The sequence below is a fragment of the Mucilaginibacter sp. L196 genome (assembly GCF_009765905.1).
Lineage (GTDB): Bacteria > Bacteroidota > Bacteroidia > Sphingobacteriales > Sphingobacteriaceae > Mucilaginibacter.
In genome coordinates this window covers 704,809-721,607 of sequence record NZ_LMUO01000009.1, presented here as the reverse complement: position 1 = coordinate 721,607, position 16,799 = coordinate 704,809, and the positions used below count along the sequence as shown (strand labels likewise).

General features: G+C 40.8%; 9 protein-coding genes. 1 reads left to right on the top strand and 8 read right to left on the bottom strand.

The genetic code is table 11. The features are described from left to right. Positions 1 to 314 precede the first annotated feature (314 nt). The 6 genes from GSQ74_RS06700 to GSQ74_RS06675 form a co-directional block, all read right to left on the bottom strand. Positions 315 to 1,559 carry an FAD-binding oxidoreductase gene (locus GSQ74_RS06700; RefSeq protein ID WP_158991381.1) on the bottom strand — a complete coding sequence of 415 codons (1,245 nt, stop codon included), beginning with the start codon at positions 1,557 to 1,559 and terminating at the stop codon, positions 315 to 317. Positions 1,560 to 1,612: 53 nt separating this feature from the next. After that, complete coding sequence (locus GSQ74_RS06695) at positions 1,613 to 2,614, bottom strand: 4-hydroxyproline epimerase (RefSeq protein ID WP_158991378.1); 1,002 nt, start codon at positions 2,612 to 2,614, stop codon at positions 1,613 to 1,615. 1 nt (position 2,615) lies between these two features. Beyond that, a complete protein-coding gene (locus GSQ74_RS06690) occupies positions 2,616 to 4,199 on the bottom strand; it encodes an aldehyde dehydrogenase (NADP(+)) (RefSeq protein WP_158991374.1) in 1,584 nt (527 codons plus the stop codon). A 12-nt stretch (positions 4,200 to 4,211) separates the two neighbouring features. Continuing rightward, the gene (locus tag GSQ74_RS06685) at positions 4,212 to 5,147 is read right to left on the bottom strand and encodes a dihydrodipicolinate synthase family protein (protein ID WP_158991371.1); all 936 of its coding nucleotides are present in this window, start codon (positions 5,145 to 5,147) and stop codon (positions 4,212 to 4,214) included. A gap of 98 nt (positions 5,148 to 5,245) precedes the next feature. Continuing rightward, on the bottom strand, positions 5,246 to 6,634 hold the full coding sequence (locus GSQ74_RS06680; RefSeq protein ID WP_158991369.1) for a SusD/RagB family nutrient-binding outer membrane lipoprotein: 1,389 nt from the start codon (positions 6,632 to 6,634) through the stop codon (positions 5,246 to 5,248). A gap of 26 nt (positions 6,635 to 6,660) precedes the next feature. Beyond that, on the bottom strand, positions 6,661 to 9,684 hold the full coding sequence (locus GSQ74_RS06675; protein WP_158991366.1) for a SusC/RagA family TonB-linked outer membrane protein: 3,024 nt from the start codon (positions 9,682 to 9,684) through the stop codon (positions 6,661 to 6,663). A 302-nt stretch (positions 9,685 to 9,986) separates the two neighbouring features. Here GSQ74_RS06675 and GSQ74_RS06670 point away from each other — a divergent pair, with 302 nt between their 5' ends. Continuing rightward, complete coding sequence (locus GSQ74_RS06670; RefSeq protein WP_158991363.1) at positions 9,987 to 12,353, top strand: glycoside hydrolase family 127 protein; 2,367 nt, start codon at positions 9,987 to 9,989, stop codon at positions 12,351 to 12,353. 86 nt (positions 12,354 to 12,439) lie between these two features. Here GSQ74_RS06670 and GSQ74_RS06665 read toward each other — a convergent pair whose 3' ends face one another. Next, entirely contained in the window at positions 12,440 to 13,675 is a 1,236-nt protein-coding gene (locus GSQ74_RS06665) for an MFS transporter (RefSeq protein ID WP_158991360.1), read from the bottom strand. A gap of 86 nt (positions 13,676 to 13,761) precedes the next feature. Beyond that, a complete protein-coding gene (locus GSQ74_RS06660; protein WP_254060823.1) occupies positions 13,762 to 16,767 on the bottom strand; it encodes a glycoside hydrolase domain-containing protein in 3,006 nt (1,001 codons plus the stop codon). Positions 16,768 to 16,799: the final 32 nt, after the last annotated feature.

Below are 16,799 nucleotides of genomic sequence, written 5' to 3'. Positions count from 1 at the left end.
TTGTTGAATTTACAATTAATTAACCTAAATATTAAAATTATTCTCAATATGGGGTAATATATGAGAAGTACAGGTTAATTTTCAGCAGCATGCTAAGTGCTTTATATGCGAAACAAGAGCCATTACCGTATTATCAACACTTAAACCAATCCACAACCAAGTATTATTTTGTTTTCGCCTAAATTATCAAAATAATATAAAAGAATCAACTTAATGTATCTATAATACTGATGATACGCCACCCGTAAAAAATGATACGCATAAAAAAAGGATAGCAAAAGCTATCCTTTTTTTATAAAAGTAAAAATGTGATTTTAAAAACGATTGGGCGAAAAGGCGTTAATATCAATTGCTGTTTTTGATCCTTTTATTACCTCGCTAACCAGTAATCCGGTTGCTGGGCCTAAACTCAGCCCCATCATACCGTGGCCCGTTGCTACAACAAGATTATTGTATTTATTGCTGCGGCCAATGTAAGGTAAACCATCCGGCGATGACGGCCTGAAACCAAACCATATATCTTCTTCTGCCGGGACTTCAGGCCGCAGGTTAGGAAAATATTGTGGAATAGATTCAACTATCCCCCTCACTCTGCTCATGTTTATCCGCTTGTTGATCTTGTCCAATTCCATCGTGCCACCATATCTTAAATTGCCATTCATTGGTGTTATGGCTACTCTTGCTTCGGCTAATAAGGCCGGTATATGCATTCGTTTTTCAGGCTCCTTAACCATAAAAGAATAACCTTTGCCCGGCATTAACGGCGCTTTAATATCAACCAGCTTAGCAATTGATGGCGACCATGAGCCACCTGCGATAATATAATTATCAGCCTGCCATTTTTGAGATCCTGTAAATACACCCAATACTGTCGATCCTGAAGTTTCAATCTTTGTCACTTCGTGGTTCCTTACAATATTTACGCCCTTTGCAGTAAGGTATCGCAATAAAGCCGCCATCAGCGCCTGTGGATACAAGTGGGCATCGCAACGATAATGGACAGCCCCCAAAACATCCAGTTCAAGATTTGGCTGAAGCGCTTTACACTGGGCAACACTTAACACTTCCATATCAAGGCCAAGTTTTCTGCCTTGCTCCGCTAAGTGAGCTTCTTCTTCACCTGCTTTTTCTGTTTTGTAAAACATCAGGATGCCGTTCTCGGTCAGCTCAAAATCAAAGCCTGATTCTTTAGCAAGGTCTTTATAAAGACTTTTACTAAGCAAGGATAATTCAGTCAATGGTTTTGCCGAATCTTCTACATGTTTATTGTTAGCATTCTTCAGAAATTTAATCCCCCACGAAACCAAATCAGGATTAAGCGATGGCTTAACATAAAATGGGCTTTTATTATTAAACATCCATCTTACGCCCTGCTTAATCATGCCGGGCGCAGCTAGTGGAACAAAGTGGCTTGGTACAATCATACCCGCATTGCCATAGGAGCAATTGTCTGTCAAATCGCCTTTATCTAAAATGGTGACCTCATAGCCTGCTTTTGTTAAATAATAAGCAGAGCTAAGCCCCATTATTCCGCCCCCAATAATCAATACTTTAGACATAATAATATTTTATATGCTTAAGCTATGGCCTAAGACTTCAAATCAAATTAGTGTTATATCACCTGAAAACCGTGCGCGTAAGGGTCGTCATCATCAATTTTTATGGTGTTGTAGCCATAAACTTTTGCCCAGCCTTCAATGCCTGGAATAATAGCGTCTATCTCTCCTATCTTCACCACATCTTCAACAGTACCAATAAATTTACTGCCGATGATGCTTTCATGGATGAACACATCGCCTTTTTTTAATTTACCTTTTGCATGCCATTGCGCCATCCTCGCAGATGTGCCGGTGCCGCATGGCGAGCGGTCGATTGCTTTATCGCCATAAAATACCGCGTTACGGGCAGTAGCATCAGCAGATAATGTTTTACCCGCCCATAAAATGTGCGTACAGGTATTTATGGTAGGATCTAATGGGTGAACAAACGTAAAATTCTGATTGATAAGATCACGAAAAACCCTACTCCATCCTATCAATTCACCGGCACTGTAATTCTCCAAGCCCTTAAAATTAGGCTGAGGATCAATTATCGCATAATAATTACCCCCGTAGGCTACGTCAAAAGTCAACGTACCCAAATCAGGGCATTCCAGTGTCAGGTTCTGCGCGGCAAGATATGCAGGCACATTAGTTAGCTTAACCGATGTAACCTTGCTACCCTCTTGCTTGTAATTAATAATAACCAAACCCGCAGGAGCCTCCATTCTTATAATTCCAGGGACTTTAGGTTTGATAAGGCCCTCTTCAATAGCTATGGTTATAGTACCGATAGTACCGTGCCCGCACATTGGCAAACAGCCGCTGGTTTCAATAAATAAAACAGCCACATCATTTTCGGGATTGCTGGGCTCGTACAAAATACTACCCGACATCATATCGTGACCACGCGGTTCAAACATTAAACCAGTGCGTATCCAATCATATTCTTTTAAAAAATGCTGGCGTTTTTCGCTCATGCTTGCGCCTTTAAGCGCTGGCCCGCCACCGGCAACCAACCTTACCGGGTTACCGCAAGTATGCGCATCGATACAAAAAAAAGTTTTACTTGCCATTTTAGTTTTTCGTGAGGTTGTTATCTATCTGCCTCCAAATTTTTAACGGGTTTGCTGCCTGCAATTCCAAAGGCAGCAGGCTATCTTCCCAATCCTGCCATGCAATAGGCCTTACAAACCTATAAATTGCACCTGTACCAACCGAAGTAAAACGACTGTCGCTTGTAGCCGGAAAGGGGCCGCCATGCTGCATTGCCGCGCAAACCTCAACACCTGTAGGTACATTATTCAATATTACACGGCCTGATATGTCGGCCAAGGCATTTAAGATGCCGGTGTGGTTCGATAATTCATCTTTTTCGGCCATAACGGTAGTTGTTAACTGGCCTTCTAATGATTCTATCACCTGTTGTAACTGTGTTATATTATCACAAACTACTACTAACGACCATGGGCCGAATATCTCTTCGCTATATTTTTTATTGGCGATGAAATCACTTGCGCCTACTGTTGCTACTGTCGCTACAGATTGATTGATTTTTTCGGTATTAACTGCTGTTGATTTAGCAATTAACTTAATACCCGGTTCGCCAATTATTTTATCTGAAAGTGATTCGTAGTTTTTCCATATCCCTATTGTTAACATGGTTGCTGATGGCGTGGTTTCAATAGCATCGCCAAGGGCAGAAAGAAAACGATCTAATCCTGCTGATTTTACAGCTAATATTAAACCGGGATTGGTACAAAACTGACCCGCCCCTAAGGTTATTGACGATGCATATCTTGCAGCTACTGATTCTGCCTGCGAATCAAGTATGCCGGGTAGTAGTACTACCGGGTTAATACTTCCCAATTCTGTGAATACAGGAATAACGCTTTTACGCTCCTGTGCCAATTTTAACAGCGCCATACCTCCGTGGTACGAACCTGTAAAAGCTACAGCCTTGGTTTGCTCGTGTTTAACTAATTCAGCGCCTGTGGCATAACCATCATCAAATAACAGTGAGAAAACGCCATCAGGCATACCTGTTTCTTTTGCAGCTTTGCTTATGGCCTGGCCAACCATGGCACTTGTACCGGGATGAGCCGGGTGAACCTTTACAACAACCGGGCAACCTGACGCTAATGCCGAAGCAGTGTCGCCACCGGCAACAGAAAATGCCAATGGAAAGTTACTCGCCCCAAAAACAACAACCGGGCCTATTGGCGAATACATTCTCCTGATATCGGGCTTTGGCAAAGGTGTGCGTTCAGAGTTGGCGGTATCAATTACAGCATCAACCCACGAACCTTCTTCAACAAGATTGGCAAACATATTTAGTTGCCCTGTTGTACGGCCTAATTCGCCGCTTAACCTTGCAACAGGCAAACCACTTTCGGCTACTGCCCTGTTTACCAGTGTTTCGCCTAAGGTTGTTATCTCTGCTGCAATAGCTCTTAAAAATTTTGCTTTATCAGCGGGAGCAACATTCTTGTAAACTTTGAATGCTGCAGTTGCAGCATTCAAAGCATTATTAACCATTAAAGTATCCGCTTTTTGAAAAGCACCTTCCAACTGCGCCCCTGTCGACGGATCAAAAGCTTTAAAACTTTCATCGTCGGCTAAAGCGTAATCGCAGGCTATTATATTATTACCATTTATCATTTAGCTTGTTTATTAAGCATTAACTTCATTTAACCTCCCCCAACTTCCTTCCGGTAATTCCGGGCGAATAGCTAAAGCAGAATTGATGATATTAAGAACTCTTTCGCGCTCTTTACCTTTTAACGGTAAACGAGGCGCTCTAACTTTTTCGGTTCCTATACCTGTGCCAACTTCTGCAAGTTTAATGTATTGTACTAATTTGGCATGGATATCCAACTCCAAAACCGGAAGGAACCAGCGGTGAATAGCAATTGCTTCCTGAAAACGGCCTGCCTTAACCAAACGGTATATGGCAACAGTTTCCTTCGGGAATGCATCAACCAAGCCCGCAACCCAACCGTGAGCCCCCATTATTAAGCTTTCTGTAGCTATAGGATCAACACCTGTAAATATCTTATACCTGTCGCCAAATTTATTGATAAGCCTGGTGGTATTAATAATATCCCTTGTTGACTCCTTTATAGCCTGGATGTTTTCATAAACTTTCAAACGCTCAAACATGTCAAGTGTTATCTCAATTTTATAATCAACCGGGTTATTATAAATCATGATAGGCAACGGCGTACTTTCAGCAATTGCAGATAAATAAGCGATAGTTTCATCCTCATCAGCATTGTAACGCATTGGCGGCAATAGCATTAAACCGTCAGCACCAAGTTCGTATGCCTTTTTTGCAACCGCAACTGCACTGCGGGTCGACTGTTCTGCAATATTCAATATTACAGGCACTTTACCTGCAACATATGCTAAGGTATGTTGTAATAACACGAATTTTTCATTTTCGGTTAGCACACTAGCTTCGCCTAAAGAGCCACCAAGTATTATACCATCCACACCTGCTTCAAGCTGTGCCTTAATATTTATGTCAAACGCGTCTAAGTCAAGCTCTTCATTTTCCGTAAACTTAGTTGTTACCGCAGGGAAAACCCCTTTCCATTCAAATTTCATATACGTTTAAAATCTTAATTTATTATTGTTCAAAGGTACCCGAAGGTAAGGTTTCAAAAACTTACAAATTACCAATTAGTTGTTTAATATTAACATGATTATTTCGCATCCCACCAAACGCGGTCAGTTAATATTGCTGATTGTTGCGGCTGCGCATTTGTTGTAATTTCAATTTCCGGATACAATACCCTTCTTGGAATATCAGACAAAGCATTTGGAACTTTTACCATTGTTGGGTATCCTGTTCTTCTCCAATCATTAAATATTTCCAAATTCAAATAGTTTGAAATGAATTTTTCTTCAATTATTCTTTGCTCAGCATTTGCAGCGGTTAATGTACCTCTTGAACTTAAATAAGTAGTTATATCAGCAGTAGCAACACCTACCTTAGTCATATGTGCTGTTACCGCGCTTTGATAAATGGATTGTGCCGCAGCATACCCTGAAACAATGTATGTAGCCTCTGCCTTTAAAAATAAGGTTTCGGAGTAGCTCATCATGTAAACCCCCGCACCTATACCCATATAAAAACTACTTGGATAAGAGTACGATTCCAAGTCGCCGGGTGCCGAAGCTCCAATTTGTCTACCGGTGTATAATCCTGTTTCTGTTGAGGGAGATACCATTTTAGATAAGCGCGGATCATTTCTTGTAACGAGCGTATCAACAAAATCCGATGAAATTACAGCTGTGCTCACCTGGTTAAAATTGTTATACCATGGATTTGTCTGGCCTGCAGCACCCGGGAATATATACTCCAGATCATCATCACTGCTTTGCATTGCATTTGTTAATGCTGTTAACGCAAGCTGCGCCTGTGCCGCCGCTGTATAACCCGGCGCTTTGGTTAAGTGCATATAGTAACGGGCCTTAAGTGAATAAGCCAGCATTTTCCATTTGCTCATATCACCTGTATAGAAAAAATCATCCCCTGAAGGTACAGTGGTAGTACCGGCATTAATATCGGCTATACCCTTATCCAGTAAAGTTTGAATATCATTGTAAATAGCTTCCTGTTTATCATACACAGGAGAAAGGTTTGCTGTACCTTGAAGCGCCTGACTGTAAGGAATATCACCCCACAGATCAGTTGCATTTCCGAGAGCAAGGGCTGATAATATTTGAGCTATAGCCGCATAATTTAGCTTACCATCGGCTACAGCTTTAGTATTCATGATTTTAAGGTTAATTAAAACCGTGTTGTAATAAACGCTCCAATCACCATCTAAATCTGAATTGATTTCCAGGTAAGTGCCGATTTGTGGCGGCGGTTGATTAATAGCTGTTGTTTGCATAAAGTTTTGAACTATAAAGGCAGCATTACCACCATACATTTCATCTGCTATAGCAATTTCAACGGGCGGCAGTATTGTTGCTTCTGTTCCGTCAACGGCGTTATTAGGGTCTGTGTTTACATCGATAAACTTTTTACATCCTGAGGATGCCAATAAGACAAAACCCATTATATATATTGATATCTTTTTCATTTTTAATCTTTATAAGGAATGAATAATTAGAAACTGGCTTTAATACTGAAAATATATGAACGGGAAGAGGGGGTTGAGAACGCGTAGATCCCCCAAACACTATTACCTGTTCCATAAGAACTTACTTCAGGATCAGCACCGGTAAAATGTGGGCTATATATCCATAAGTTATTTGCAGTAGCGCTGATTGACGCTGCTTTGAACGGTGTTTTCTTAAGGAAATCTTTATTCAGACTATAAGATAAGCTTACATTTCTTAACTTAATATATGTCCCGTCCTGTATTGATGCTTCATAAATTGAATTGATGTATTGATAATACGTTTGCGCGCCTACACTTACTGTATTTGGTTTACCTGTGGTAGCATTTACACCATCGATAACCCTTGGTGCACGGTTTTCCGTAGCATAAGAAGTGCCATAGTAGTCGCCATACAAGTCAACATCATTTTCAATATCGCCACCATCCTTCACATCAAACATAAAGCTGAATGTGACATTTTTGTACCTGAATGAGTTAGTTAAGCCTGCTGTCCAGTTTGGATTGGGGTTACCTACAATCCCCTGTGTTGAAGATTCTTCAGGCAAACCATCATCCCCAATAAGCAACTGACCGCTTGAGTTACGTGCATACCTGGTGCCATAAAACACATCATAAGGCTGGCCAACTATAATACGGCCTAATTGATCGGTAGTTTTGTATAACGACAGCACTTTGCTCCTGTTAAGACTAAAATTTAAATTAGCATCCCATTGAAAATCTTTTGTTTTTATTGGGGTTCCTGTTAACAATGCCTCAACACCTTTATTACGTAAACTTGCTGAGTTTACTGTAGTTGTTGCATAACCAGTTGATGGTGCAATTCCTACAGCTGAAATTAATCCATCGGTTGTTTTGCGGTTATAGTAAGAGAAATCAAACCCAAACCGGTTATTTAAGAACTTCATTTCCAAACCTGTTTCAGCTTCATTTAAGCGCTCATTTTGTAGATATGGATTTCCGTAATTGCTGCTAACAAGCAAACCTGCCTGGCCTTGATATGGAAATTGTATGCTATTTACATTTGCCGGTACATAAGGTGTATTCAGCACATAAGCCCCAACATTATCGTTACCAACAGAAGCATAAGACAATCTTAGTTTTCCGTAACTGATAATTTTAGAAAGCTCAGGCGATAACAATTCAGAGAATATGAACCCAGTAGCTACTGAACCATATGGATAAAAGTCTTTCGCGGTTGATAATACTGAACTACCATCATATCTACCTGTTAAGTTTAATGACAGGAATCTGTTGTATTCAATATTAGCCTGGCTATAAAACCCTATTTTACGCTCCGTTGAATGGCTCTCGGAAGCCGTAACGGTTGAAGCTCCAGCTATGTTATAATAACCGGGGATGCTTAAGCCGCTACCTAATTCGTAATAACTCTGGTTGTAGGTTGAAAGCAGGTTATTACCTACCAGAAAATTCACATTAAACTTTCCAAATTGTTTTGTAGCATTAGCAATCAGGTCGTTATTAAACTGCCTGAAGTTATTATTCTGCTCAATGATCTCGCCTAATGTCCCTATGTTAACACTTGGGTTTTCCCAATATTTATCTTGCTCGCCGTAAATATCAGCGCCACCTCTTTCAGTAATGGTTAACCATTTGGTTGGGGTAAAATTCAATGTCATTACCGGGGTAAAACGGTTAACATTATAATGATTCGATTCGTTGGCAGCAGCCCATAAAGGATTATTCCTTGAATTACGATATAACCTTTGCGTGCCATCAGCATTTTCGTAAGGATATGGGTTCCATGATACCGGCTCGCTGAATAGCGTGAATAGCGGCCCATTTGATGAACCTTCCGGAAGCCTGTCCTGATCTGAGTTGGTATAACCTAACTGGAAAGTAAAGTTCAGGTTATCCGTAATTGCGTTATTAAACTTGGTAAATAATGTATTTCTTTTAAAATCATTATTCGGCTCAGTTCCGGTTTGATCCAGGTAAGAATATGACACAAAATAGCTGCTTTTGTCGGCACCGCCTTCAACAGATACCGCGCTGTTAGAACTGTGGCCCGTTTTAAAAAAAGTTGAATAAGGGTCATACTTTTTTGCAGGAACACCATTTATTTTCAAGGTATCCATTGCAGGGCCCCATGAAGTACTGATTTTCCCAGCGGCATCGTCGCCATTATAAAATATACCATTAGTACCTTGGGCATAATCAGTTTGGCGTTTAGGTAAAATAGCATTGTCAAAAGAAAAGTCGGATGAAAATGTAACAACCGGTTTTTTGTTTCTGGAGCCACTTTTTGTAGTGATTAATATTACACCTCTTGCACCTGCCGAGCCATACAAGGTAGTGGCGGCAGCTCCTTTAAGTACGTTTACACTTTCAATTGTATTAGGGTCAATATCTGATATTCTGCTGCTACCTGCACCCGAAGCTCCCGAGTTAACGATACCGGTTTCTGAGTTATCAATTGGTACACCATCAAGAACTATCAAAGCTTGATTATTACCCGAGATAGATATAGCCCCTCTTATTACAACATTAACTGATGCACCCGGAGCACCGGTTGAACTGGTGATTTGTACACCCGCAAGCTTTCCGTCAAGCGCATTCAGCACATTGGCTTGCTTGGTTTCCATAATTTCATCACCCTTAATTTCCTGTGTGGCATAGGTTAACAACCTTTTTTCGCGTTTAATACCTAATGCGGTTACTACAACTTCATTCAGGCCTTTTGATTCGCTTTGGAGCATTACCCTAATTGTTTGTTTACCATCTATAGGTATTAATCGCGGGGTGTATCCAATGTATGAAACCTCAATTTTTGCTGAGCCCTGATAGTTAATAGTAAAATCACCATTAGCATCGGAAGTGGTTCCGGAACTGGCGCCTTTTATCTTAATAGATGCACCGCGGATGGCAACGCCTGTCGAATCAACAATTGTTCCTTTAAGCTGGTTAGCTTGCGAAAACGCATTGAAACTGAACGCCATTATAATAAGGTACAATGGCGTTATTTTTTTTAGTAATAGTTTAATCTTCATAGAGTTTGAGTTTGGGAAAATTCGTTATGGAAATAAATCAATTAGCACTGTGATAAAATTATGGAAAGGCAAAACCACTTTTTTTACCCTTATTATCCAATACTAACTGTATATTATCATAGCATTAACAGCGTATTAATCAAGTATTAATGACATTTTTAACAATATCTACCAAAAACAATATTTTATAATAAACAAGCTAAAATCCGGGTATCATCTATCAATTATCAGCCATGATAAATGCGCGGCCATTGCTAACTTTATCTTCTTGAATTTTAAAATCTCCATTTTTTAATAACCCGATGAAAAAATATTTTTTGATTACAACTTGTGGTATAGCTTCTTTAGTGCTTAATATAAACAGAGCCAAGGCCCAATCATATGTGCCCGAATTAAATGACAGCCGTATTAAAATAAAACCACAAGTACCTATAAAGGCTTATTCCTTTGATCTGAAGGATGTGCACCTTTTAGAAAGCCCTTTTAAAGATGCCATGGAAAAAGATGCAGCCTACCTGTTATCCATTGAGCCCGATAGACTGTTGTCAGGCTTTCGCTCACATTCAGGGTTAAAGCCAAAAGGCGCATTATATGAAGGTTGGGAATCCTCAGGGCTTGCAGGGCATACTTTGGGGCATTACCTATCGGCTATATCTATGCAATATGCATCAACAAAAGATCCTCGTTTTTTAGAGCGTGTTAATTATATTGTAAAGGAATTAAAAGAATGCCAGCTTGCACGTAAAACCGGCTATGTAGGCGCCATACCTAAAGAAGATACTATTTGGGCGGAAGTAAAGGCCGGAGATATTAAATCAAGAGGATTTGATTTAAATGGAGGATGGTCGCCATGGTACACGGTACATAAAGTTATGGCCGGTTTGCTGGATGCCTATTTTTATACAGGGAACCAGGATGCCCTTACTATTTGCAAGGGTATGGGAAATTGGACAGGTGAAACCATAAAAAACCTTAATGATGATCAGTTGCAAAAAATGTTGCTTTGCGAATACGGCGGTATGGCCGAAACATTAGCCAACTTATATGCTGTTACAGGTAATAAGAGTTATCTTGAATCTTCTTATAAATTTTACGATAAGCGCATCCTTGATCCAGTATCCGAAGGAAAAGATATTTTACCGGGTAAACACTCCAACACTCAAATTCCTAAAATAATAGCCAGCGCCCGGAGATATGAACTTACAGGTGATAAAAAAGATGAGGATATATCAACCAATTTCTGGAATATCATTACCCTACATCACTCCTATGCTACAGGAGGTAACAGTAATTATGAGTATTTAAGCGATCCTGATGAGTTAAATGATAAGCTTACAGATAATACCACCGAAACCTGTAACACTTATAACATGCTTAAACTCACCCGCCACTTATTCGCGGTCCATCCATCAGCAACATTAATGGATTTTTACGAGAAAGCATTGTATAACCACATTCTAGCCTCACAAAACCATGACGATGGAATGATGACCTATTTTGTACCATTACGGATGGGTGGAAGAAAAGAATACAGTACGCCCTTTACCACCTTCACTTGCTGCGTTGGCTCGGGAATGGAGAACCATGTAAAATATAACGAGAGCATTTATTTTCAGGGTGCCGATGGTAGCTTATATGTGAATCTGTTTATTCCGTCGGTACTTAATTGGAAAGCGAAAGGGGTTACCATCACCCAACATACATCGCTGCCTTCAAATGATGTGATCAATTTCACCATCAACACCGTTAAGCCATCAACTTTTGCAATACGTATTCGCAAACCTAAATGGACAAGTGGTTATATTGTTAAAATTAATGGCGCTATACAACAGATAGTTGCTGATGAGGAAGGTTACCTGGTATTGAACCACAAATGGAAAAATGAGGATAAGATAGAATTCATCACTCCTGAAAAAATTTACACCGAACAAATGCCCGATAACCAATCGCGCAAGGCTTTATTTTATGGCCCGGTATTGCTTGCAGGCGAGTTAGGTAATACTGAGCCTGATCCGCTTAAAGGTGTACCTGTTTTTGTCACCAGCGAAACAGACCCTAACAAATGGTTGCAGATGGTAGACAAAAAAACACTTGAATTTAAAACCGTTGATATTTCAAAACCGGAAGAGGTAAGACTTATCCCTTTTAACGAAACAAAGAACGAATTTTATACCGTTTATTGGGACGTGTTCAGCCCATCTACCTGGACGGTACAGCAAAAGGCTTACGATGAAGAAAAAATAAAACAACAAGAACTCGAGGCCCATACTACCGATATTATACGCCTAGGTGAAATGCAGCCCGAACGCGACCATAACTTTACCGGTAAAAATGAAGTGACAGGCGAGGACCACCAAAAGAAATGGCGTTTAGCACAGGATGGCGGCTTCCTGAGTTTTGAGATGAAAACCGATCCTAATGCGCACAACACGCTAATCAACAGCTATTGGGGTATGGATAACCGCGGTAGAGTATTTGATATTTATGTAGATACCGTTAAGCTGACTACAGAGGACCTCAATAAGTTTAAGGAGAGCAAATTTTATAACATATCTTATGAAATCCCTATTGAGATTACCAAAGGCAAATCAAAGGTTACTATTAAACTTGTACCAAAAACAGGCAACGATGCCGGCCCCGTGTATGGTAGCAGAATGATAAAAGACTAATAATTAATTTCCAAACCAATGTATTCAAACGGCGGTAATCTTTTCAGGTTACCGCCGTTTGTGCATTTACTCTATCTATAACTTTTTTAAATAGCAATGCCTTTGCTGTTAGGCTTAGACTTGTTATATTCCAGAGAAGCCAGCATTATACTAATACCGGCCGCTATCGCGCCAAATAAATAGATCTCACTGTAGTTACCCCCTTCGGCTATTAACCCTGCCAGGGGAGCTGTAAGGCCTATACCTAAATCAAAGAAAGCATTGTAAGCGGCAATGGCAATGCCCCGGTTTTCAGCAAGCACATTTTTTAAAGCCATCACCCCAAAAGATGGAAAAACCAACGACATGCCAATACCAGTTAATCCGGCACCGCATATTCCGGCAGTTGCATTCGGGGCTTTCCATATTAATACCTGGCCGACAATCTCGACCAATAACGAGATCATTGCTACTTTGCCGCCTCCAAATTTATCAGGCAGATGCGCCAAAAATATCCTGACAACAATATAACCCGCGCCGAAAGCCGTAATAGCTAAATAGGCTCCCTGCCAGGATTGCTGGATAAAATAAAGGGTAATAAAAGAGGCAATGCCACCAAAACCAAAACTGGATAAAGCAAGACCAGTTCCTGATTTCCAAACCAATTGCACCGCCTTATAAAAGGGCAATTTAACTGCCTGTTTAGCTAGAACAACATCAGGCAATAGCAGCATTATCCCAAAGCTAAGCAACGGGAATAGCATAATGCTGCCGAATGCCACCCCTAACGAAAACTTGGTGGCCAGAAAAACGCCCAGCGGCGCACCACAAGCCATTCCTCCATACATTCCCATCCCGTTCCATACCATAACTTTGCCGGTATTATTTGATCCAACCAGGTTAAAACCCCATGTAAAAATGCCAATAACCAGGAAACTTTCGCCAATGCCCAGCAGTATCCTTCCACCGATCAAGATAGCAAGACTAAGCAATCGAAACGACGAAAGAGAAGAAGACAATAAACAAAACACAGCGGAAAGAGAGGAAAAGATTAACCCTGTTGTTGCAGATGCTCTACCGCCCTTGGTATCGGCAATCCGGCCTGCAAAATGGCGTGTACAAAGCGTTGCGGCATATTGGGTGCCAATAACCACTCCTACTACCAAATTACCAAAAAGCAATTGATTATGAACATAAGCAGGTAATACACCCAGCGATATGCCCATGATCAAAAATTCGGGGAAAATAATGGCAAATATTTTAAACAGATAACCTGAAATCTTTGGGGTCGGTAAAGCTTCGGAGCTGTTAAGCCCGGTATTTTTTTTATGTCTGAAAAGCATTCGTTATAAACAAATAAGTCGCGGCATACTCCGTGAAGTATGCCGCGAAATTACAGGTGTTTTTATTCTATAGTATCGATAACCTGTTACTGCTGTTGGATAATTAACAGCCAGCCTTTACCTTTTTCAACCGGTATATCATCGGATGCTGAAAACTGACTAGCCACCTGGAAACCTTTTATTGCAGGCGCTACGATAGTTGCTTTGGCAGGATCAATATGTAAAGCTTTCCAATCAATCAGCAGCTTTATTTTTTTGTCCGTAGCTGCCCAGCTTGCAATAGCCACCATTGCTTTTTTATCCTTTTTATAAACAGTAGCCAGTATTTCAGGATCAGTTGTTTTTACCGGATTGGTTTTTACCCAATAGCCTATCATGCGGCTGCCTTTTATTCCGAAATCATCCCAGGCTTTCCATATTGGTCGCGGGTCGGCATTATCAGACCATGGCATCCGGTTGGTCATGCCATATATCATCCCTCTCCATGGATTACCCCCGCCCTGCAACATCTCTCCCATAAGCCCGAAAGGTATCCCCGAAACTTCTGTAAGAAAGAATGCAGGATCATTATGCTGATAATCAAAATATTCGCCAAACCATAAGCGGTTCAGGTAAGGGAATTGATCCATGTAAAGATTAGCACTGTTGTTAAATCCGTCGCGATCATCATATTGATTAGCCGAATGCAGATCAATAATGCCGGGGTGTCCGTTTTGAGTAAGGACACGTTTAATGCGCTTCATTGTTGTACGGTCATATGCTACATCATCCAGATAAATACCGTCAATCCCAACGTTGTTTACCAGCCAGTTCATTCCCTCAACATAATAATTGTGCCAGCGGCTCATTCCGCTATTCACAATGGCCATATCTCTTACCTCGGGTACATACCAACCTGCAATGTAATCACTGTCCAAATGTTCCTGTAGCCAGGCATGGCCGCCACCTTTTCCTGTCGAGTAAACTTCGTGTCCCAAACTACGCAGCGGGAATAACTCGTAAGCGCTGTTTGAAAGCTCACGAACAGTATTGTAAATTTTTACTTTCAGCCCCAAATTATGCGCTGAATCAATATAAGCTTTCATGGCATCATGCGCGATGAACGGATAATTGATATATGGGTTAATAGGTGTGCCATGATGTATATTTATAACCGTAGCACCCTTTGCCTTAATGCTATCAACATTATCATACTTATGATAAAAACGTAATGACCATTGCTGCTCGGTGTTTATAGCATGAAAAGGCGTAATCATTAGGTTAATATCATAATACAGCGTATCTCCTTTTTTCATGGTGCGTTTACCGCTGTAACAGTTCACGTCGGTTTTATCTTTATTTTCAGAAATATCAATACCACCTTCGCCATTATTACCCCATGAAACAGGAAGCAACAAAGGTTTTTGCAGATAGAAATTTGTATTCAGCGGGCGTACATAATGCTGATCTCTTAGCGAGAACTGTAGCCCTGCATTAACATCGCCTACCCAGGCTCCGTCTTGATTTTTATGCGCTACGTCCCATTTCCAGCTATAAGCTGCTGGCATTTTAGTGCCCTTCAGGTTAAGCCCCATCATATATTGCGCCACATCCTTTTTAAACGGTATCACCATAGCAATGTCGTTCAAATCAATATTCTTCCGCGCGATCATCTGAATGCGGTAATGCATAAAGCCGTCAAATTCTATACCGCCCTTTACTTTCATCAGCAGCGAGGCTGAGCGACTAGTAGAAGACCAGCTTACCTGGCCGGGTTCAACATCGTTAAAAATCGGTTTGCTAGTTGTCCATTTAATGGCTGTGCCTGTTTTATCCTTAACAACCCATTGAAAAGGCGACTTCAAAATTTGCCGCGGCAGCTTGCCGATGCTGGTCATTTCCTCCGTAAAATAGGTTTCAACCTGTGCCGGTAAACCATTATCAGCAATCGTCAATTTCCGCCCAAGCAAACTAATAGTATTTCCGGCAAGCGTTAATGGAATATAAGGTTTGATAACATCATTCTTTTGCCCCATGCTAGAGTTCAGCCAGGTTAACCTTGTCTGTTTCCAGGGCTCGTTTACACCACCATCAGCAAGCACACGATTCGTAACTACCAAAGTAATTTTGACCATAGTTGGCGGCGCATCATTGGCTGTTACCGTTACTGTGCCTTTGTATATCCCCGCACCTGTGTTTTGGGGTAGATTAACCAAACACCAAAAAGTTTGTATGTGTCCAGCAGGAACATCCACTATTTTACTTATAATGGTATTATCCCAATTCCTTCCATCTGTATTCAAGCAGGAGAATAAACTTGCAGGTATTATTCCGCCAGAAGTACTTTTCAGGTCAGCAAATTTTATTTTAACATTCCGAATCTCTTTGTTAAATGCATACAAACCCAGCTGATAGCTAAAATTTTCGCCTTTTGCCGCCGTATCAATAAAATTCACGTTTGCACCTTTGTTTATCCAGCGCTCAGGAATATCCGTAGTCATTTTAATCGGATGCAGCCTGTCTTCAGGAAAAACAAGGTAGAGTTTATGCTGATTAGCAGCTATTAAACCGTCAACCTCTGCGCGGGTGGCTATCACCTCCATCGGGTAAAAACTGTTCAGCGCATTTATGGCCTCCAGGCATATTAAATTTGCCTTGGTTACCGACTGACTTTGCAAGCCTTTTAACCATTCACCATCAACGTGATTGCTCCATTTCTGATACACCGCATGCGGATAGTTTGATTTTGGATCTACATGATAAGGCAGATAATAAATATAATAAGTACCTGCACCTGAAGTGGGCTCAAAATAAATCATCCCGCTTTCACGTGTTAACTCGCCAGCTTTTACATTATAAATTCTTTTGTCCGTAGCTGAGTCAACTACAATAATGTTTTTTTCGGCTGGATTATCCCGCCTGCGCCATGGGATCCATACACTGGCTGCCCCGGCCGTATGCGAAACTTTAACAATAGCGCGATGATTGCCCAACGAATCGGGATTCCATTCATTATGCCCCGAAATATATTTTACTTGCTGTGCCCTTGCTGGGCTGCAACCAAACGTAAAAATCACTATCGCTACAGCCGCTGTTCTTAATATATTTTTCAAATTTAAACGAACCATGTTATTTTGATATTCTA